Genomic DNA, 21,563 nt, shown 5'->3' with positions numbered 1-21,563 from the left:
CATATTAAATATAACAAGGCTATAAAATAAACTAAGTGATATTAAAAATGGAAAATAAAACAATTACATATAAAAGTTTATGGGTGTTTGCTCTCATTCTGAGTCTTGGATTTATTATTTCTGCTGGCGTCATGGGCTATGCACTGAAACAGTTTAATAGCACCAAAAACTCCATTACAGTCAAAGGCTTGGCTGAAAAACCAATTCAGGCTGATTCAGCACGTTGGGAGATTCACTTACAAACCAGCCACACGTCTGGCACAATTCCACAAGCGTATCAATTGCTTGATCAACAAATGAAAGAATTACAAAGCTTTTTTGTTGAGCATGGTTTTAAAGCGGCTGATATGCAACTCGGAAATAAAAGTTCTCAGCCCTATTATGAAGAAATTAATATGGGAGAAGGGCGCATCAATCGCGAATTTAAAGGCTATATGGCATTACAATCCTTAGTCATTGCGAGCCGTGATATTAAAAAGATTGAACAGGCGGCCAAAGATGCTTACCTCCTAGATGAAAAAGGCATTGCGATTGAACAGAAACCTGAATATCTGGTGTCGAATTTAGAAGAAATCAAAATGTCTTTGATTGCCAATGCCACCAAGAATGCCTATAGCCGTGCCAATGAGTTTGCCAAAGTGGGTGGTGTGAAAGTGGGCATGATGCGTTCAGCGAGCCAAGGTGCATTTTATATCCTGCCAGAAAGTGGCTCGGATGATGACAGTGATTATGGTGGCGCTTATGACAAAGCCACCATTAATAAAATTGCCCGTGTGGTGGTGACCATCAATTATGCGATTGAGTAAAACAACCGTTTAGATCATTGATCAGCCATTCTTGAAAGATACATTCGAATACGGTGTATCTTTCTTTTTTTGCATACAATTCTTTGTATAGCGACTTTATTTGAAAAAACGAATTAGAATTGGGGAGTTTTCATAATGCATCAGTCAACAAAAATATTCGTCTTAACTGCACTCAGCTGTATGATGGCGGCGTGTAGTACACCTGTTAAATACGATCAAGCTGCAATTGAAACTGCGATCCCTGTGTCGCCAGCACCGATGACCATGTCAAATCAACGACTGGCACAAACGCGTAAGATGATCGCACCAGCATCTTATATTGCAGTCATGCCGACCATGGAAAGACCACGTTTAGAACAGAGCACTGAGAAATACCAAAAAAATGAGGTCAATCCAGTTCACCGTGTTGCTGATCAAGCCGTTTCAACTTTTAGTATCGATGTGGATACAGGTAGCTATACCAACACACGTCGTTTCCTGAATGATGGTCGTTTACCGCCTGTCGATGCCATCCGTGCCGAGGAGATGATTAACTATTTTGATTATCAGTATCCACAACCCAATAGTATTCATCCATTTTCAGTCACGACTGAAACGGTGGATTCGCCGTGGAAAGAAAATGCCAAACTGATCAAAATTGGGATTCAAGCCAAAGATTTAAGCACGAAACAATTGCCACCTGCCAATCTGGTATTTTTAGTTGATGTCTCGGGCAGTATGGATGCAGCCGACAAACTGCCTTTGGTTAAACAAACTTTGCGTTTACTGACAGAGCAACTTCGAGCGCAGGATAAAGTCACCATTATTACTTATGCCAGCGGTGAAAAGCTGGTACTGGAACCAACTGCTGGTGACCAAAAAGATAAGATATTGGCCGTGATTAATGCATTACAGGCAAGTGGTGCAACCGCAGGTGAGCAAGCCATTCAACTGGCTTATAAGCAGGCTGAAAAAGCCTTTGTGAAAAATGGCATTAACCGCATTTTACTGGCGACGGACGGTGACTTTAATGTGGGTATTACTGATTTTAGTACCTTAAAAGGCATGGTGGCTGAGAAACGCAAAAGTGGTATTTCTTTAACGACATTAGGTTTTGGTACAGGAAACTACAATGAGCAGTTGATGGAACAACTGGCGGATGCAGGCGATGGCAATTACAGCTATATCGACAATAAAAATGAAGCGAAAAAAGTGGTACAACGTCAGCTTTCATCAACGCTTGCAACCGTTGCTCAGGATGTCAAAATTCAGGTCGAATTTAATCCAGCAACCGTAAAAGAATACCGTTTAGTCGGCTATGAAAACCGGATGTTGAAACAGGAAGATTTCAATAATGATAAAGTTGATGCAGGGGATATTGGCGCTGGACATAATGTCACGGCGATTTATGAAATCGTTCCAGTCGGTCAACAGGGCTGGCTCAATGATTCACGTTATCAGGCATCGGCAAAAACAGAACCAGCGAAAAAGTCTGAATATGCTTTTGTAAACTTGCGCTATAAGCTGCCAAATCAGCAAAAAAGCATTCTTTTAAACCAAGCTGTAAAAGCTGAAAGTAAGCCCCTTGCTCAAGCCAATAATGATACCCGTTTTGCGATCGCAGTTGCTTCTTATGCCCAGCAGTTAAAAGGCGGGCAGTACAATGGTACATTGGGATGGGATCAAATTATCCAATTGGCACAACAATCAGCGAAACCTGATCCTTATCAAATGCGAGAGGAGTTTGTCGAGTTGGCGAAGATTGCCAAAAGCTTAAGTGCGAAAAAGGATTAGAGTTGGATAAGCTAAAAAAAGCGGTCGGAAAAACCGCTTTTTTTATATCTAAATATCGTGATTTTGGTTAGATTATGTTATAAGCATGGCGTTTTATTGGCATATTATTTTTTATGTTTGAAGATTTACTCCTCCCCATGTTTGACGATGAATATTATCCCGATATTCTCGTTGCTGAAGTGAAACAGCATATCCAGAAGTTTTCAAAAAAGGTGAGCCGGACTGACTTATCTGAAACGGAAATCTATCGTTTTGCACATCAAACCATGATCGAAATTAACGAAATGAAACCGCAATTTGAAGATCTGGATTCAAGTTTAGATGACACTGCCGCAGATTATATTGCTGAAGCCATGATGATGGTGGTGCAAGATGTTGGTTATCTGGATATTGAAATGGAAGAATTGATTGCCAATCGAGAGTGGTAGAATTCACTCTCGCTGGTTTTTTTATAAAAGTAATTATTTTGAAGCAGCTTCACTCCAAAGTTTAGGTAAAACAATTTGTCCTGAAATCCATGCTTCAATTTTAGGCTGTTTTATTTTCTGATAATAAATACTCTGTGTATTGATGAGTAAACCGAGCGTATCGCCTTGATTCAATTGCCCATTGATACTGGGTAACTCAATCGTGGAATGTTGTGCATCCAGTTGAGTTGTGCCGTGAATCATCTGATCATAACTTTGTTTTCGGACCGCATTAAACGGCGCAGTTTGATCATTTAAAACGTCATATTTTCCTGTGACTTTGGATTTAATGGCAACAGAGATAAATAGGGTCGGATCTACTTTAGATGGTGCTTCTACCTTTAAAGAGAGTAGTGGAGCACCAGTGATATAACTGCGCTGGGTCGCGGTATGGATGGGCACAAATACTGCTTGAGTTGCAGTCGGCGTTATCCATGTTTTATTCAATCTATAAGCATTTGTTGCGGTTAGATCATTTAAGGTTGTTACAGGACTTTGATCCACACATACTTCTGGTAAGGTCGTTGTGGGTACTTGATCTTTCAACTTTTGGTTGAACCAGACCAATATGGTTTTTTGCAGGTTATAGGGTTGCTGATCACCACAGCTCACTGATTTACCAATATACCAAAATGGCGTATTGCCTCGAGGAGAATGCTGTGCAAAAGGCTGCAAATGTCCGCCCTGTACGCCAATCAAATGAACTTCATGCTGAGCATGCTGGATACATTGGGCTGCTTTTACGCCTTCGTTAAATGGAAATAGAATGTCTCTAAAACCCTGAATAATCAGTGCATCGGCTTGAGGTGCCTGTGCGTGATTGCAAAACCAGCTGGCTTGATGAGTTTTTAGAAAATTATAGGTCGATGTTTTAAGTTGACCTTGTTGCGTTTCAAGATAAGCCTGTTTGAGTTCGGGATCAAACTTATTCCAGTTCCACCAATCCCCAATCAGGTTGAGAAAACCGATCCAGTTACTTTTCGGTACACCATTCGGTGCAAGGCTATTCATGATGTCATACCAAGTGGTGACAGGAACGATGGCCTGTAATCGGCGATCAAGCGCCGAAGCAATATATTGCACGCCACCAGCATACGACTCACCGATCATGCCTGTTCGCACACCGTGTTGGTTTGTTGCCAGTTGCGGCAAGTTTTTTTCTGCCCAATTCATCATGGTGATGACATCTTGGGCTTCTTTTTCTGGATCAGTCAGACGAATTTTCCCTTGGCTATCGCCGTGACCACGTTGGTCATAACTCATCACCCAATAGCCATTTTTCCATGCTGTTTTTGCGACCTGTCCTGTTGGCAAGAGGAAACCATATAAGCTCAGTTCTGGTCGTTTCATCCGAGAAAGGCCAAAGCCATGCGTATGCAGAATTAAAGGCGCAGTCTGGCCTGGTTTTAAATGGGGTTGATAAACCGTAAAGGCCAGTACAGTTCCATCAGGTGCCGTTGTTTTTGCCTGATAATAGCGCTGTTTTAGCTCGACGCTTTTGCCTGTAACAGATGCTGATTGTGAAGTGGCATGTACACAGCCTTGCAAGACAAACAACAAACTGGAGCAGAGCCAGAAGACGTAAGAACGCATAGATTATTTCATCCTTGAGCAAATCTTTGAGAAATCACGATGTGATTGAGATAGTTTACTGTGCCCTGTTGATAGATACTATTGCTGACAGGCCGTATTGATTGACCTGCCAGTTTTAAAACCTAATCTACACCTTCTTTTCGACGATAAGCATAAAGAAATAAGCCGAAGCATAAAAAAATCAGCCCAATGACCAGATGCGAACTCAAAGGTTCGTTGTTGAACCATATCCCCCAACAAGTTGCAAGTACGGGTGTTAAGATTGTAATTAGCATCACCGTGGTCGGGTTTAGTTTCTGGATTAAATGAAAGTAAAAAATCATGGCCAGTACTGATGAAAATAATGCGCTATATAACAAGGCTAAGCCTGTTTGCAGACTCGGAAGCTGGGTGGGGGCATGGCTAAGGAAAAATGGTAATAAACACAAATATCCCAACCATGAAACGATAGTGGAACCTGTTGTTTGAATAATCGGGTGAATTCCCGCACCAATCTGTGCAACTGCAAACATGGACAGGACATAGAGCAACACTGCGATTATTTCATAGATGACACCGAGCGTATCTAGCTGGATATGTGCTGCACCAATCCCTAAGGTGAGAAAGAGCCCAAAAATAGCTAGAGTAAGTCCATACCATTGACGTTTAAGGAAGTGTTCGCGTTTTAGAATAAACACTGCGATTAGCCCAGACCATAACGGTGCTGTGCCATAAATAATCGAGATCATGCCCGAAGACACGCGTGTTGCGCCCAGATAACAAAAGGTCATGGAGCCGAACAATCCAATAGCCCCTGCACCATAACTCAGCAGCGCAGTTTTATTGATCGTCAGTTTCAAGCGAAAATAAAGCAGGCATACCAATGCCAGTGGAATAGCAAGACTAAATCGCAAGAATAATCCCCAAGCCCAATGAATTTCATGCACTGTCCAGACGGCAGCTAAAGGTGTGAAAGACCAGATAAGCACCACGGCAATGAATTGACCGACTGTAGCAAGGCGAGGGGTGACAGGGGCTACAGCCGGTTGTAGCTGTGGCATGGAGAGAACATTCTTTTCGGGTAACTGTGTCATGGCATAATTCCTGTTATAACAACGGTAAAATTAAGACAATAAAAAAGGTCGCTACAGAGGCGACCTTTGAATTCAATTGATGTTTTAGAGTGTCATCATCTGAAATACATAAAGTCCCCTCGCAGTAACGCGTAGACACGTCGCCATACCGCATAGACAGCAATGTCATGCGCAATCGCATTCGGGTGTGGAGAGGAAACTTTAGGCTTAAACATATAAGACATTCGAAGATGATTCTGATCTTTTATAGCATAGGGCCTGCTTGAAAAATAGGCATTTTCTCAAATAAAGATAAAAATATAATCAGTGCAAAGGCAGAATTTGTGATTGCTTAAATTGAATATTTTTCCATAATAATGCCATTCAATTATGAAAGAAGTGTGCTCTTGTCTCCTCTAGAAATTATTGCAGTGATTATTAGTGTTATTGGTGTAACTTTGACCATCCGACGGAATATGTGGTGTTGGTGGTTTAATTTTATTGCCTGTGCGCTGTATGCCTGTTTTTTCTTTACGGTCAAATTATATGGAGAAACACTTCTACAATTCTTCTTTATTCTGATGAATGTTTATGGCTTTTATTATTGGTTAAAAGGCAAACGCCAAGATCATGAGATTCGGATTGAAACGATTGCCATCAAAACTGTACTTCTGCAACTCGGTCTCGCCGTACTGGGTGGTTTCCTGTTTGGTCTTATTCTCAAGCATTTTACTGATGCTGCGGTACCAATGCTGGATTCGCAACTAGTGGCATTTAGTTTATTGGCAACTTACTGGACCAGTCGTAAACATATTGCGACCTGGATCTTATGGATCTTCGTCAACATCTTCTATGTCGGGATGTTTAGTTATAAAGAGTTATTTTTAACCGCGGCTTTATATGCTGCCTTTGTCGGGCTGGCTGCTTATGGCTGGTGGCAATGGGAACAGGTCAAACAAAAACAACTTGGCCATGCATAAAGAAGGGCAGCATAGGCTGCCCTTCTTTAGAAACAAGATTTATTTTGCAGTGGCTTGATAACTTTGTACTGCTTGGCGACCCAGTGCTGGATCATCGGTAAAGATACCATCCACACCTGCTTTGAAATACAGCTGCATTTCCTTGATTGAGCCTGTTGCGCAACGTTCTGCTTCTTTGGCTTTATCTGCACTACATTTTAACGTCGCTGGTAGGTAATTATTTTCAGGACGGAAAGTATATGGATGTACTTTTAAGCCGACTTGATGTGCATCTTTAACAAAGGACGTGGTTTTAGTCATTGCGTCATCTTTAAAGACATAGACTTTCCATGGACCGACGCCATTGGCATAGGTGGCAACATCTTTTAAACCACTTGCTGTTGCCAAATCTGCATAGGTTTTTGGATTATTCTCTGCTACATAATCAGCAGGTTGAGTATCAGGAGCATCATAAAGCTGGATCAGTTGAGCATGTTTCACGCTTTTGTGTAGATCTAACTGGTTTTTTAAATATTTTAAATTGCCCACTTCAAAAGACTGCAAATAGATCGGTGCGATATCTCGAGTATATTTATATTTAGATAGCGTTTTAAGAAGTGTGTCTTCCATTGCCAAATTTTGTTTTTGAAAATAGGTCGGGTGTTTGGTTTCGATATAAAGACCAATGATTTTGCCAGTTTTCTTATAATGTGCGTCTACAAGTTCAATGATTTGTTCTAATGTCGGAATAGTATAGAGATCATTATACTTCTGGTTTTCAGGACGATATTGTGGAATACGTTCACGTGCTTTCAGTTGTTGTAATTCGTTTAATGTAAAGTCTTCAGTAAACCAACCGCCATTAAAAGATGTTCCATCAATCACTTTGTTTGTTTTACGGTCTGCAAATTGTGGCAGGGTTGAAACATTGGTGGTACCCCCAATTTCATTTTCATGACGGGCAACTAGAATCCCATCTTTGGTTGAAACCAGATCTGGCTCAATAAAGTCAGCGCCGTCATCAATCGCTTTTTGATAAGAGGCAAGGGTATGTTCTGGGCGTAATGCACTGGCACCGCGATGTCCTATCACTAGAATTTTAGGAAGTTGGTAATCAGGCTGTTTGGTATTGTTTTGGTTGTTATTGTCATCATTACAACCAGCAAGGCTGATCAGGCTCAGACAAAGAACTGCTTTTTTAAACATAGATAAGCTCATGTGTTTTTTATTCAAGCCGCTAGTTTGAGCATTGAAGTTATCAAACACATGACAATGAGATGATGGTTTTATGAAAATATTAAGAATTTTAAAAGCAGTCACACTGAAATAAAAAATCCAGTTTGAGCTTGGGTCCAAACTGGATTCAAAAACAATTAGATAATTACGAGCTATTTCCTCCAATAAGGCCAGCTGGCTTCTGGCGTGAAATCATAATTGTCATCAAGCCAATAGGTTTGAGATGGGGATGATTTGTCTTTCAGTCCCATGATGCGCATCAGATTATTGTCTAGTTCAGCGGTATTTAAAGTCTTTTTCTGATCTACACCGGTACTCTTTAAGCGATCTGACCACATGATCACAGGCACTTGATATCCTGCTTTGGTATTTGGGCTATGGCCTGCATAATCAATTTCATGTCCGACTTCATTGCCATGATCAGAAACCATAGTAAAAGATCTAAAATCTGATGTAGCATCTGCTCTTAAATCATCAAGAAATTGACTGAGTAATGAGTCTTCATATAAGACAGCATTATCATAGTCATTGCGCAATGAACGAATCCACGGATCAATATCTCTATTTTTTAGATCAGTTTCTACGGCATCGTTACTTTCACTTGTAAACCAGTTAAAGGCAGCTGGATAACGCTCTTTATAGTTTGGATGGGCACCGATAAGATGAAGAATAATCAGTTTCTTCGGCTCAGGATCGGCAAGAGCTTGTTGATACTCTGGAATGAGTGATTCATCCAACGAGGTGCTACTACGACCAGAGCGTTTGTTTTTATAGACTGCTTTATCGGCATAGGAACCGAATAAAGAAGATAAGTAAGTATCGTCCTGATTACTGAGCCAGTAAATTTTATATCCTGCTGCTCGTGCATAGGCCAATACACTTTCAGATGAATATTTATTATGTTCTGAAGCAGGGCTTTCGGTTAACAGTACACGTAATGCATTGATTGTAGACGGTGAAGGAGAGAAAGCATTACAAAAGACCTTAATCTCATCCAGTCGTTTTGCCAGCTCAGGCGTGGTATTGCGTGGGTAGCCGCAGACGCCTAGATTTAAACTGGTTAAACTTTCAGAAAGTACCAGTACATGAGTTTGTTTACCTTTAGCCTGTTCTGTCAGTACCAGATTCTGCTTGGCACTTTTGTCCCATTGTTGATGAACATTTTTATGTTGTTTAATTCGATCTTTGAAATCCTGAATTTTGGCCTGATAGTCAGTCCAGAACACAATTGGGTGTACCTTGCGTGATGGTTTCATCAGATAACTGGTGGTTGCCAGTAAGATCAGTAAAATAATACAGCCACGATAAATACGGCTTTGCCAGAGTTGGCTAAAATGAATCGGTTTAACCAGCTTGAAAACAGCAACACTATATAAGATGACTAAGGCAAATAGTCCTGCCGCCACAGTGAGCATTGTGCCAAGATGAAGCTGAAAAAACTCCAGACTCTCTTGACGATTCGTATTGGCAAGTGCCTCAATAATGAAATAGGCTTCATTATCACTATTAAATAAAAGCCATGTGCTTGAGCGAAGCAAGGCATCTAACCAAGCCAAAAACCACCAGATAATCGCAAGGATATACCAATAGATTTTTTGTCTGCTAATCGCCAGATAAATAAAAAGCACACCAGGCAATGATAAAAAGCCAAGTCTTAAACCATCAGATAGATTACCAACTGCAATCAATAAGCCGCCTGTGATCAAGGCTGGCAGTAAGATCAGCAGCAGAATATTCAAGTTTTTTAAGCTGGCCTTCATATATGCCTAATACAATGGGGGGAGATTAACTAAGCGTGCTAATATCGGTTTAAGTGGGGGACGTGTCAATTCAAAATTAAGAAGTCTTTGATTGCACAGCAAATTAAATTGATTAGCACAGTTAAGCTGTTGAATTATTGCAAAGCTAACGCATTAATTTTTATTGCGAATAACCTGAAATTCATTATTTCTCCGCAATTTACGCTTTTTGAAATGATATGTTAATAGGGATGGCGTTTGCCTGTAAGCTCGGTAATGATCATATTCTGAAAAGTGCCTGTATTTGCCTATCTTTTTGAAAAATTGACTGTTTCGCTAATGGAATAAACAGCCATGCTATCTAAGTTTTTTATTCATCGTCCTATCTTTGCGACTGTACTGGCAATTATTGTGATGGCTGTTGGCCTATTTGCAATTTTAAATTTGCCTGTAGAACGTTATCCCGATATTGCTCCTCCCCGAATTACTGTTGCGGCTAACTATAGTGGTGCTGATGCCCAAGCGGTTGAAGATAGTGTGACGCAGGTTCTAGAGCAACAAATTAAAGGCATTGATCATCTGCTTTATTTTAGTTCTAGCAGTGATGCCAGTGGTAATAGCCGAATCAGTTTGTTCTTTGAGCAAGGTACCGATCCGGATCAGGCACAGGTTCAGGTACAAAATGCCGTTAATGGTGCGATTAACCGTCTTCCTGATGATGTTCAACGACAAGGCGTCAATGTTCGTAAGTCTTTGAGTGATTCATTTTTGGTGATTGGGGTCGGTGACAAATCTGGCCGATCAACCAATCTTGATATTTCAGATTATATTACCAATAATTTTGAACTGAATCTGAGCCGGATCGAAGGGATTGGCGAAGTCAGTGTATTTGGTTCGCCATATGCCATGCGGATCTGGTTGGACCCGCAACGGCTGGAACGTTATCAGCTTCAAGTCAGTGATGTCCGAACTGCGATCGAAAATCAGAATACACAAGTGGCTGCTGGTGCGATTGGAGATTTACCTGCAGCAAGTGATCAATACTTGAATGCCAAAGTCACTGCAGGCTCGTTGCTTCGAACGCCTGAGCAATTTGAAAATATTATTATTAAAGCTAATAGTGATGGCAGTTTTATCTATTTAAAAGATGTCGCGCGTGTTGAGATCGGGGCAGAAAATTATCAGGTTTTTAACCGTTTGAATGGTTATCCAGGGTCAGGTCTTTCACTGTCTTTGAGTGTTGGCGCCAATATGACGCAGGTCGCCGATGCGGTGTATAAAGAAGTTGCCCGTCTGGAAAAAACTTTACCAGAAGGCTATTTCGTGATGTATCCACGAGATGACACGCCATTTGTTAAAGAATCTATGTCACAAGTGGTGTCCACTCTGATTGAAGCCATCGGTCTGGTCGTGCTGGTGATGTTCATCTTCTTGCAAAACTGGCGTGCGACCTTGATCCCTGCGATCACCGTTCCTGTGGTGATTTTAGGTACTTTTGCGGTATTGGCCGTTTTAGGCATGAGTATTAACACATTGACCTTATTTGCTATGGTGCTGGCGATTGGTTTGTTGGTCGATGATGCGATTGTTGTGGTTGAGAACGTTGAACGTCTCATGCATGAACAGCAGCTCAGTGCCAAAGAGGCTTCTATTCAATCGATGCAGGAAATTAGTGGTGCATTGGTCGGGATTACCTTAGTGCTGACCGCCGTTTTTATCCCGATGTCCTTTTTTAGCGGTGCGACAGGCATTATTTATCGACAGTTCTCCATTACCTTAGTGGTTGCAATGGGACTGTCTTTATTGGTGGCCTTGATCCTGACACCAGCTTTATGTGCCATTTTGCTGAAACCCCAACATAAGCAAGCGCGTTGGGCGGTTATGTTTAATAACGGGCTCGACTATATCAAAACACGTTATCTGAACGTGTCTAAGAAAGTCATCAGTGTAAAAAGTATTTCCTTGATTGGTATCGCAATCCTGATTGGCGGTTTTGTCTGGGTCTATCGTGAGTTGCCAACCAGCTTTTTACCTCAAGAAGATCAGGGAACTTTAGGGGTGCAGTTCCGTTTACCAGAAGGGACACCGATGAGTAAAACGGAAGAAGTCGGCAAATATATTTCCGACTATTTTCTCCAACATGAAAAGGCCAACTTAAATGGGGTGATGGTGATTCATGGACGCAATTTTTCGGGAACTGGACAAAATCTTGGGCAGGCCTTTGTTTCATTAAAACATTGGGATGATCGAAAGGGGGCGGAAAATAGTGCCCAGCAAATTCGTGCGCGTGCAATGAAGTATTTTTCGCAGAATAATCAGGCGCGCATTATGGTGTTAATGCCTTCTGTTATTCGAGGATTAGGTAACTCGGATAAGATCGATTTTTGGCTACAGGATACCAAGGGTTTGGGCAGACAAAGTCTGTTAGCTTCTTTTCAGGATTTACAGCAACAGGGCAATGCACTGGATTCCGTTGACAATCTGGATAAAAAAGGCAACGACGATCAGGCGGTTCTGAATATCAAGATTGACCATAAAGCGGCAATGATACATGGCCTAAATGTCAGTGAAATTAATCGCACCTTATCGACGGCTTGGAGCGGTAGCTATATCAATGACTTTATTGATCGTGGTCGGATCAAGCGCGTGTATTTACAAGGTGATGCACCATACCGTTCTAAGCCAGAAGATCTCAATTACTGGTATGTGAAAAATGCCAATGGACAAATGGTGCCATTTTCACAGTTTAGTCAGATTGGATGGCAAGGTGCCCCACCAATGCTAGAACGTTTTATGGGCTATCCAGCAATTAGCGCAGAAGCGGATGCAGCCAGTGGTTTCAGTAGTGGACAAGGGATGCAGGCCATTCAGGGACTAGTCGATAAAATGCCTGATGTTGGATTGGCGTGGAGCGGATTATCCTATCAGGAACAGGAATCAAGTAATCAGGCGATCTGGCTCTATCTGATTTCTGTCGCCTTTATTTTCCTGTGTCTTGCAGCACTTTATGAAAGCTGGTCAATTCCATCTGTGGTGATGGCTGCAATTCCTCTAGGTGTCGGTGGAACGATTTTATTCAGTTATTTGTTTGGATTTGCCAACGATATTTATTTCCAGATTGCCTTACTTACCACGATTGGTTTGTCATGTAAAAATGCCATTTTAATGGTTGAGTTCGCAGCCAGTCTGCAACAACAGGGTCAGGCGCCACTGGAAGCCGCCTTACGTGCAGCAGGCTTACGTCTACGTCCAATTTTGATGACCTCGATTGCCTTTGGTGCGGGTGTTATCCCGCTTATGTTTTCGAGCGGTGCGGGCGCGTTGAGCCGACAGGCAATTGGTTATAGCGTATTTGGCGGGGTTGTTTTTGGTACGATACTGGTACTGATCTTCATTCCTTTTATGTATGTATTGGTGACCAGTTGGTTTAAGCCTAAACAAAAGGTTGAAGCCATTCAATAAAATGGCTTCAGTACCTCAACAGAAATGAATGATTCCTTGATTAAGATCAGACAGGAATTGTTCATTTTTGTTGAGTAAGTTGAGAATATTAAAAAAAATTTGTAGTATTGCCGTGCCGTATAAACGGTCTAATGAGGTTTGATTGCCTAAATGGACACGCAGAGTTGTAATTTATCCCAGATTACACATTTTTATATTCATCAAAATCTGCATGAAGCTTTCTATTTAGCAGTAAACTCATAAGCTGCTTGTAGTTCTTCATTGCAGAGCATTTGTAGTGAAGAGGCTGACATGAGCTACAATAATTTTTTATATCTATTAAGCGACGCGCTCAAAAATAATCATATTGAACTTGCACTCGCATCTGTACAGACTTTTCGGGCAGTGGATATTGCCGATGTCTTAACCCAGCTCTCTGTAGAGCAAAGCCAACTATTGCTCACCCATTTACCTGAGCGTGCCTACGTTTTCTCTTATCTTCCGCCCAATGAACAGGTCAAACTTGCCAAAGCCATGCCGAGACATATTCTGGCAGAGATTATTGGCGAGATGTCTTCGGATAAGCGCGCCGATGTGTTCAAGTGTCTGGATCAGGAGCAACAGAATACTTTATTGCCTGCTTTAGCTCAGGCTGAAAGGGAAGATATTCGCCAACTTTCTTCTTATCTGGAAGGAACAGCAGGGGCGATCATGAGTTCTGAATACGCCACGCTTAAGCCGAATATCACCGTGAAAGATGCGATTAAAATGTTGCGTCTGGAAGCGCCAGATACTGAAACGATTTATTTTGCCTATGTGCTGGATCAGGCCAGAAAAATCCTTGGGGTTTTATCTCTTAAACAGTTAATTCTGGCGGCTGAAGAACAGAATATTAATGAGTTGATGGAAACCAATGTCCTGACCGCGTATGTCGATACCGATCAGGATGAAGTCGCCAAAACTATTGCACGTTATGATCTATTGGCACTACCAATTATTGACCACCATGACATGATGGTCGGGATCGTGACCTACGATGATGCGATGGATGTTGCTAGTGAAGAGGCCACTGAAGACTTCTTAAAAGTCGGGGCGGTTGATGCATCATCCAAACTCAGTATTAAATCTGCGCCGATTTTACAGCTCTACCAGAAACGCGTGTTCTGGTTGGTTTTCTTGGTGTTTGGAAGTTTATTGTCTGGGATCGGGATTGCGCATTATGAAGATGTCATTGCGCAGAATCTGGTACTGGTATTCTTCTTGCCATTGCTGGTGGGGAGTGGCGGAAACGCGGGTTCCCAATCTTCCACATTGATGGTCCGTGCTTTGGCAACAGGAGATGTTCAATTTAAAGACTGGTTCTCGTTACTAGGTCGGGAAAGTCTGGTCGCTCTGTGTTTAGGTGGAACCATGGCGGTGGCTGTTTCACTACTGGGTTATTTCCGTGGTGACGAAATGGTGGCTCTAGTCCTTGCATTAAGCATGATGGGGATTGTGTTGATGGGTTGTCTGATCGGGATGAGCTTACCTTTTATTTTAAATAAAGCAGGGCTTGATCCAGCCAGTGCTTCAGCGCCTCTGGTCACTTCGATTTGTGATGCAACAGGCGTAATCGTTTACTTATTTATCGCCTCGATGATTTTATTCTAGGCCGTAATAATAATTGTACCGACAAAACCTAAAAACTACTTTATTCTCAAGGATAAACATCGTTTTTAGGTTGAGTGAATGACTGATTATCCAGAACAAAAAAAACTAACTCAGCAGCAAGCCATCGCGGTCGAGCGTGATTTGGCAAAATTCGCCAATACTATGGACAGCTTGGTTCGCATACCATTTACCAAGCAGGGCGTTGGGGCGGATGCTGCATTGAGCACCATTCCGTTTGCCGGAGATATTGCTGGTTTTATCCTGACTTTATATGCCTTTAAAAAAGCCAGAGAAGTGGGTGTACCACAACATAAGCTCAAAGGCGTGGTGAAACTGGCGATCATGGATATGCTGGTTGGCTTCGTACCGATTGTCGGGACCGTATTTGACGTATTTATACGTCCGAGCCGTAAGACGCTTGAGATTGTGCATGCACATATTCGTGATGAATATCAGGTACACAGCGATATTCATGTGGTTCATCCATTCCTGCATGAGTCACTTGAGCAAAAACAGAAAACTTCTGCCTTTTGGCGTAATCCAGTGGTGAGCTGGATCTGGTTACGAATTCCAGATCTATTGGGAATTGCGGTGGTGATATTACTGGTGCTGGCGGTATGGGCTGGCTTTAGTTATCTGTGGCAATTTTATCAATCCTTCCAATCGCACTAGATGATTAGACAAAAATAAAGCCTCCATTGTGGAGGCTTTATCGTTTATCTGATACTGATTATTGAACGTTTAATTGCTGTAATGCAGCAACACGTTGTTCAATGGTTGGGTGGGTCTGGAATAAAGCCGCTAAGCTAAAGCCTTGTTCCTTACCTTCCGTAATCGCAAATGCTTTCATTTCTTTCGGCATTTGATCTGGCATTTCTGACTCTGCTTGTAAGCGAAGTAGGGCAGAAATCATGGCCTGTTTACCAGCTAAACGTGCGCCAGCTTCGTCTGCGCGATATTCACGTTGACGAGAGAACCACATCACGATGGTAGAAGCCAAAATACCGAATACGATGTCGAGTACAATCGTAATGGCAAAATAAGCAAGACCTGGTGCTTCACCATCTTCACGACCAAATACGTTACGGTCGATGAAATCACCTGCAATACGTGCAAAGAACATCACGAAGGCGTTGACGACACCTTGGATCAGCGCAAGGGTCACCATGTCACCATTTGCAACGTGACCGATTTCGTGAGCCAGTACAGCACGAAGTTCATCTTTGTTCATACGCTCGAGTAGACCTGTTGAAACAGCTACCAAAGCATCATTTTTATTCCAACCTGTCGCAAATGCATTGGATTGGTAAGAAGGGAAAATACCCACTTCAGGCATGTTAATACCTGCACGTTGAGATAATTGCGCCACTTCTTGTAATAACCAAGCTTCTGCTTGACTACGGGGTGCATTTGGGTCAATTAATTCTGTCCCAGTGGTTTTTTTAGCCATCCACTTCGACATGAATAGGGAAATAATAGAACCCACCATACCAAAGACAAAACAGACGACCAGTAGGTTGCCTAGATTCAAGCCACCCGCGCCATGGTAACTACCGACACCGAAGAGTGACAAGATAATGCCAGCTACAACCAGTACCGCGAGGTTGGTTAGCAAGAACAAACCAATCCGCATCATTGAGAAAACCCTCTTATAAAGAAAAAGTGATCTGATTTATAAATTATAAATCATAACGCTAATATGCAGGGCGAACCCTAAAAATTCAAGAAAAAAATGGGCGTAGATACATTTAGTCAATAAAATTATGAACTGGCTGTGAAACAGGGACTTAAAAGCTGTTTTGTCTAAAAAATAGCAGGCAAAATCATTCTATGAGAATGGATGGCCTGAATTGTTAATCACTGAGACGTATTCGGGCCGATGCAGTGGCATTGGTGGTGGTATAGGTACCAGATGGGGCATCGGTAAAGGTACCATCTGCCAGGGTAATGATCTGACGGTTATATTGCTTAGGCGCTGGAGGCGGTTCGACAATATTATTGGATGATGAGCTGTAATTGGCTGACTGAGCCAGTATTTGGTTGTTGTTACTTGAATCTGTAAAAGTGCCTAAGCCAGATGCATAGAGATTTTGATAACGGCTGGTGACACGACGGACATAATCTTGCGTTTCACGAAATGGGGGAATGCCGCCATATTTATCTACATTGCCTTCACCCGCATTATAGGCAGCAATGGCCAATTGGGTATTACCATTAAAACGTTTCAGTAACCAGCTTAGATACTTGGCACCGCCAAAAATGTTTTGTTGCGGATCATAAGCATTACTGACATTAAATCGGCGGGCTGTAGCAGGCATAAGCTGCATAAGACCCTGAGCGCCCACAGGAGAGCGAGCCTTGATATTAAATCCAGACTCGGTATGCATGATCGCTTTGATTAAGCCTTCAGAAATCCCGTGCTGTTGAGCGGCCTGACGGATCAGTTGGTCAAATGCATTTTTATTGCGACTATAGCTTGGCAGTACAGAGGCTTCACTTGCACCCCAGTTACTATAGCTATGAATATTACTGTCGGGATAATAAGTTGCTTTAACGACTTTTAAATGACTGTACTCTGCTTTCTTCTTATTGGTGAGTAGCGTTGTACCATTATCATCTTTAAATTGATAAATCGTCTGCCCAGCATAACTTGATGCTGTACCATTAAAAAAACCGATTGTTCCCAAGCAAACAGCAAAAAAATAAGTTGTTTTGTTCATCGTTATAATATTCGCGAAAGGATGAGCATAAGTTTCATGTGGCAGTTTAACAAAAAAATGTAAAAAAAGATCTTTTGCTACAATTTTTTTATTTTTTAGTGTCAGACAAAAATCAAGTCAATTTGTTCGAATGTTCAGCAAAAAAAATTAAAATATTTTTTTTAAAAAGTAAGTCTTGACTTATATAAGTTATTGATTTTAATTGAATAAAATGATTGGTTAAAAAATGATCAATCTAATGGGAAGCCTTATTTTAAGATAAAAGCAGTTTGTCAATAGCTAAGAAATCCACAAATTTATCCACAGCTTTTGTGGACAACTGTGGAAAAGTTTGAAATATAAGCGATCTAGGCCATTCTGGATTATTTTGATCAGAATTTTACCAGTATGAAACTGAAATATGACGATTGAAAGAAATTGAAAAATTCTTTAGATGCGCATTTTTTCGGAATGAGATAAAATCGCGCGGTATTTTTGTTTATGAGTAAATCACGTCTATGTACGCGCCAGTGGAGTCCAACCAAGGATTTAATTTCAAGCCAGAGCTTCCGACAAGTTCGGCGTATTATCGCCTGTTGAAAAAACTTCGTCGTCAGGTGGGGCATGCGATTCGTGATTACAACATGATCGAAGAGGGTGACAAGGTCATGGTCTGCGTGTCTGGTGGTAAAGACAGCTATACCATGCTTGATATCTTGTTGCAATTCAAGCGTATTGCGCCAATTAACTTTGATGTTGTGGCGGTCAATCTAGATCAGAAACAGCCAGGTTTCCCTGAAGATGTCTTGCCACGTTATATGGAAGAGAACAATATTCCATATTACATTCTGGAAAAAGATACCTATACCATTACCAAGCGTTTAACGCCTGAAGGTAAGACCTATTGCGCGGTATGCTCACGTTTACGCCGTGGCTCACTCTATGGCTTTGCACAGGAAATCGGCGCGACTAAAGTGGCGTTGGGTCACCATCGCGATGACATCATGGCAACATTCTTTTTGAATTTATTCCATGGTGGCAGTTTGAAAGCGATGCCGCCAAAACTTCTATCTTCTGATAAAAAGAATATCTTGATCCGTCCTTTGGCTTATGTCGAAGAGAAGGACATCATCAAGTATGCTGAATTACGTCAGTTCCCGATCATTCCATGTAATTTGTGTGGTTCGCAAGAAAACTTACAGCGTGCCATTATCAATGACATGTTACGTGAATGGGACAAGCAACATCCAAAACGTCTGCACAGCATTTTCGGTGCGTTACAGAACGTTTCTCCATCGCAATTGGCAGATCGTGAGTTATTCGACTTTGAAGCTTTAGATGGTCAACGCGAGTTTGATATGAAGGATCCAGAAGAGATGAAGAACCGTCTTGATGTGGTCAACCTGAGTTTTGCAGCAGAGTAAAGTGTAAAACTTTTTGAAAAGGTACTGGTTAAGTACCTTTTTTTTATAAAAAATTTAAAAATTGAATCCCGCGTACAAAAAATCATAGCCTAAAATAAAAATTACATGCTATAACAGGGCACAAGCAAATTGCTTCATGAGATGTCGTCTGGATAGATGACACAAGAAATTGAACAAATACATTTGAGGAATAATCATGGCTGCATTTTTAACTGATGATTGGTTTGCAACTGTTGAAAAACTTACTGCTGAAGCTGGTGATTTAAACTTGCCACCTGCGCTTGCGAATTTAGCGATTAACTTGGTTGTAACAGATGCAGCTGGTAATACAGAGTTAGCTTTAGATGCGGGTAAAATCCAAAAAGGTTTATCTTCAAATGCTAAAACAACTTTGAACATGGATGCTGAAACTTTACGTAAAGTATTCCTTGAGTTTGACATGGCTGCTGCAATGCAAGCATTCATGACTGGTAAAATCAAGGTTCAAGGTGATATGTCTCAGCTTATGGCTTTACAAACAGCGAAGCCAAGCCAAGAGCAAAAAGATTTATTCAAGAAAGTACTTGAGCAAACTGCTTAAATCCTTTCCCTATAAAAAAGCTTACCCTGAGGTAAGCTTTTTTATTGCCTTAAATTTAGACATCAATACGACTATTGGTTTTGATGTGCTCTAAATAAGTACGAATACGCGTGACATATTGTAGCGCTTGCTTATAACGACCATTACGCGCCTGATTGCGCTGCAAGTGATCATATAGGTTGACCCATTGATTAGGATCTTTGCCTTGGGCACGGATACGCTTCTGGATCTGGCTGACTGCGCCAGGGCCCATATTATAAGCCACCAATGCATACCAGTTACGATCCGGATATGGAACATTCGAGAACTGGTCTAGCATCAGATCAAAATATTTGGCCCCGCCTTGAATACTTTGGTTCGGATCAGAACGATTACTCACACCCATGGCTTGAGCTGTGCTATTGGTCAACATCATTAAACCACGAACACCAGTGGGAGAGACTGAGGTCGGTTTAAGATAAGATTCTTGATAGCCAATTGCAGCGAGTAAGTGCCAGTCCAAATTGTATCTAGATGCACTTTGTTTAAAGCTAGCTTTATAAATTGGTAAGCGTTGTTTCAGATCTTTCTGAATCGTTGACCATGATTCTGGCTTCACAACATTACGATTATAAAATGAAGCCAGCTGTTGGGTCGTACCCGTCTGCTTACTCTGACATACATAACCACTCGCTGTTAAAGTGAGTGGATCATCTGCCTGTTTAAATACCCAGTTTAACTCGGGATTTAGACCATTCTTACTCAGGCTAGCCTGATCGCCACAGCTTGCTGAAAAAGAAACAAGTTGTTTGTTTTCAATTGCAGCGAGGTTTGCTGTGGTCATGGCAAGATTGGCTTTGCCCTGAGCAACCCATTTTAATGCAGTGGCATTGTCTGGGACAGTTTTAAAATCAAGTTTTACATTCAGGCTTTGCGCATAGTTACGTGCTAGATCATAGCCAAAGCCATGTAAAAATTGACCATCGTTAAATACTGTTGTTGGACTTTCAACTGCAACGACAGTAAGGACATTGGTGGTTACAACAGTGTTGTATTGATGCGATTTTTCTGCATTCAAGCTGTTGAAAGGTAAAGCCGCAATAGTTAAAGCTAATGCTTGAAACGGGAGCGTGGAAGATAAAGAGTTAAGGCTAGGCCTAGACCCAGAACTTGAATTACTGTGCATGTTGTCTCCGCTACAGGTAATTTATGCCCTAAAAGTTCAGCAATACACTGCCTTAACTTTTAAAAGTTGATAAATTCAATAAGGGGTGGGCAAATCATGAACGTCATTCAAAATGACATTGATTAAAGGAAAAAAAGACGCAAATGTTTCACAACATTTATAAGGCGTACAAAAAATAGACAAAAACAAACTTAGGCGCGCATATTAAGCGTCAAAAATGTGATTGTCAAATTTTGGATTAAAAAAATATGAGAATTGCATCACAAATACATGATTTCGAAAAAGAATAAAATTTATACACTTTAGTCGTGGCGAAATAAGGAATACAATGCAAAAACTTGTAAGTGGAATGTTGTTTTAACGTATTTTTAAGCCTATGAAATCGAATTTAATTACGCGTACTGGACATGATTTATTGGTCGCCGAACTCAAGAAACTTTGGCACGATGAACGTCCTGAAATTACCAAAAAGGTGAATTGGGCTGCGAGTTTAGGTGATCGCTCAGAGAATGCCGATTACCAGTACAATAAACAGTTACTTCGAAAAATAGACCGTCGTGTCCGCTATTTAGGCAAACGTCTGGAAGAATTAAAAATTGTAGATTATGTGCCTGAGCAAGAAGGCAAGGTTTATTTTGGTGCTTGGGTAGAAATCGAAAATGATGCAGGGGAGCAAAAAAAATTGCGTCTTGTGGGTGTCGATGAAATCTATGACCACCATCCGCAACATATTTCGATTGAGTCACCGATGGCACGTGCATTGTTGGGTAAACAGGTTGATGATGAAGTGGAAGTGCATACACCATTGGGCAAAAAATTGTGGTATATCAACTCAATTCGCTATGAAAAGCCTGAAAATTCGTAAAAATACAGCTTGTTGATTTTATTTTGAGCATTTGATGCAGGTTTTTAAATAAAAGATTTGCCAAGTCGAACTTTTATTTATATTATAGCCGCCATTGGAAGCGTGGCAGAGCGG

The 21,563-nt window shown here is 41.3% G+C and carries 18 protein-coding genes; 10 read left to right on the top strand and 8 right to left on the bottom strand.

Annotated elements, in window-relative coordinates; genetic code table 11:
• The first annotated feature begins 47 nt into the window (after positions 1 to 47).
• The 3 genes from AWW72_RS13965 to AWW72_RS13955 all read left to right on the top strand — a co-directional run bounded on the left by AWW72_RS13965 (position 48) and on the right by AWW72_RS13955 (position 3,007).
• The gene (locus AWW72_RS13965) at positions 48 to 806 is read left to right on the top strand and encodes an SIMPL domain-containing protein (protein ID WP_062847738.1); all 759 of its coding nucleotides are present in this window, start codon (positions 48 to 50) and stop codon (positions 804 to 806) included.
• Between the two features lie 135 nt (positions 807 to 941).
• Positions 942 to 2,579 carry a vWA domain-containing protein gene (locus AWW72_RS13960; RefSeq protein WP_062847737.1) on the top strand — a complete coding sequence of 546 codons (1,638 nt, stop codon included), beginning with the start codon at positions 942 to 944 and terminating at the stop codon, positions 2,577 to 2,579.
• 113 nt (positions 2,580 to 2,692) lie between these two features.
• Complete coding sequence (locus AWW72_RS13955; RefSeq protein WP_032870273.1) at positions 2,693 to 3,007, top strand: DUF5713 family protein; 315 nt, start codon at positions 2,693 to 2,695, stop codon at positions 3,005 to 3,007.
• Positions 3,008 to 3,040: 33 nt separating this feature from the next.
• On the opposite strand, the gene AWW72_RS13950 is transcribed toward AWW72_RS13955, so the two are convergent.
• The 3 genes from AWW72_RS13950 to AWW72_RS19790 form a co-directional block, all read right to left on the bottom strand.
• Entirely contained in the window at positions 3,041 to 4,639 is a 1,599-nt protein-coding gene (locus tag AWW72_RS13950; protein ID WP_062847736.1) for an alpha/beta hydrolase family protein, read from the bottom strand.
• A gap of 122 nt (positions 4,640 to 4,761) precedes the next feature.
• Positions 4,762 to 5,712 (bottom strand): DMT family transporter, encoded by a 951-nt coding sequence (locus AWW72_RS13945; protein ID WP_062847735.1) that lies wholly within the window; start codon positions 5,710 to 5,712, stop codon positions 4,762 to 4,764.
• A gap of 95 nt (positions 5,713 to 5,807) precedes the next feature.
• Positions 5,808 to 5,936, bottom strand: coding sequence for a hypothetical protein (locus tag AWW72_RS19790; protein WP_283231989.1), 129 nt, complete (start codon positions 5,934 to 5,936; stop codon positions 5,808 to 5,810).
• Positions 5,937 to 6,098: 162 nt separating this feature from the next.
• On the opposite strand from AWW72_RS19790, the gene pnuC reads away from it, so the two are divergent.
• On the top strand, positions 6,099 to 6,671 hold the full coding sequence (gene pnuC, locus AWW72_RS13940) for a nicotinamide riboside transporter PnuC (RefSeq protein ID WP_212815498.1): 573 nt from the start codon (positions 6,099 to 6,101) through the stop codon (positions 6,669 to 6,671).
• 39 nt (positions 6,672 to 6,710) lie between these two features.
• Here pnuC and AWW72_RS13935 read toward each other — a convergent pair whose 3' ends face one another.
• Positions 6,711 to 7,856, bottom strand: a complete 1,146-nt coding sequence (locus AWW72_RS13935; protein WP_062847733.1) for a glycerophosphodiester phosphodiesterase — start codon at positions 7,854 to 7,856, stop codon at positions 6,711 to 6,713.
• A gap of 182 nt (positions 7,857 to 8,038) precedes the next feature.
• On the bottom strand, positions 8,039 to 9,646 hold the full coding sequence (locus tag AWW72_RS13930; protein WP_062847732.1) for a phosphoethanolamine transferase: 1,608 nt from the start codon (positions 9,644 to 9,646) through the stop codon (positions 8,039 to 8,041).
• 333 nt (positions 9,647 to 9,979) lie between these two features.
• Here AWW72_RS13930 and AWW72_RS13925 point away from each other — a divergent pair, with 333 nt between their 5' ends.
• The 3 genes from AWW72_RS13925 to AWW72_RS13915 all read left to right on the top strand — a co-directional run bounded on the left by AWW72_RS13925 (position 9,980) and on the right by AWW72_RS13915 (position 15,388).
• Positions 9,980 to 13,087 (top strand): efflux RND transporter permease subunit, encoded by a 3,108-nt coding sequence (locus AWW72_RS13925; RefSeq protein ID WP_062847731.1) that lies wholly within the window; start codon positions 9,980 to 9,982, stop codon positions 13,085 to 13,087.
• A gap of 291 nt (positions 13,088 to 13,378) precedes the next feature.
• Entirely contained in the window at positions 13,379 to 14,716 is a 1,338-nt protein-coding gene (mgtE, locus tag AWW72_RS13920; RefSeq protein WP_005259147.1) for a magnesium transporter, read from the top strand.
• A 78-nt stretch (positions 14,717 to 14,794) separates the two neighbouring features.
• Positions 14,795 to 15,388 carry a DUF4112 domain-containing protein gene (locus AWW72_RS13915; protein ID WP_005259146.1) on the top strand — a complete coding sequence of 198 codons (594 nt, stop codon included), beginning with the start codon at positions 14,795 to 14,797 and terminating at the stop codon, positions 15,386 to 15,388.
• Between the two features lie 58 nt (positions 15,389 to 15,446).
• Here the strand turns inward: AWW72_RS13915 and htpX are convergent, their stop codons facing one another.
• Positions 15,447 to 16,352: a protease HtpX gene (gene htpX / locus AWW72_RS13910; protein ID WP_005259145.1), complete on the bottom strand. Its 906-nt coding sequence runs from the start codon at positions 16,350 to 16,352 to the stop codon at positions 15,447 to 15,449.
• 217 nt (positions 16,353 to 16,569) lie between these two features.
• A complete protein-coding gene (locus AWW72_RS13905; RefSeq protein ID WP_062847730.1) occupies positions 16,570 to 17,436 on the bottom strand; it encodes a lytic transglycosylase domain-containing protein in 867 nt (288 codons plus the stop codon).
• A 497-nt stretch (positions 17,437 to 17,933) separates the two neighbouring features.
• On the opposite strand from AWW72_RS13905, the gene ttcA reads away from it, so the two are divergent.
• Positions 17,934 to 18,839 carry a tRNA 2-thiocytidine(32) synthetase TtcA gene (gene ttcA / locus AWW72_RS13900; RefSeq protein ID WP_004774851.1) on the top strand — a complete coding sequence of 302 codons (906 nt, stop codon included), beginning with the start codon at positions 17,934 to 17,936 and terminating at the stop codon, positions 18,837 to 18,839.
• Between the two features lie 196 nt (positions 18,840 to 19,035).
• On the top strand, positions 19,036 to 19,419 hold the full coding sequence (locus tag AWW72_RS13895) for an SCP2 sterol-binding domain-containing protein (protein WP_004651955.1): 384 nt from the start codon (positions 19,036 to 19,038) through the stop codon (positions 19,417 to 19,419).
• 55 nt (positions 19,420 to 19,474) lie between these two features.
• Here the strand turns inward: AWW72_RS13895 and AWW72_RS13890 are convergent, their stop codons facing one another.
• A complete protein-coding gene (locus AWW72_RS13890) occupies positions 19,475 to 20,584 on the bottom strand; it encodes a transglycosylase SLT domain-containing protein (protein ID WP_047426563.1) in 1,110 nt (369 codons plus the stop codon).
• A 376-nt stretch (positions 20,585 to 20,960) separates the two neighbouring features.
• Here AWW72_RS13890 and greB point away from each other — a divergent pair, with 376 nt between their 5' ends.
• Positions 20,961 to 21,449 (top strand): transcription elongation factor GreB, encoded by a 489-nt coding sequence (gene greB / locus AWW72_RS13885; RefSeq protein ID WP_047426566.1) that lies wholly within the window; start codon positions 20,961 to 20,963, stop codon positions 21,447 to 21,449.
• Positions 21,450 to 21,563 lie beyond the last annotated feature (114 nt).

This window comes from Acinetobacter sp. NRRL B-65365, from assembly GCF_001605865.1.
Classification (GTDB): domain Bacteria; phylum Pseudomonadota; class Gammaproteobacteria; order Pseudomonadales; family Moraxellaceae; genus Acinetobacter; species Acinetobacter vivianii.
This window is presented reverse-complemented; position numbering and strand designations above follow the sequence as displayed.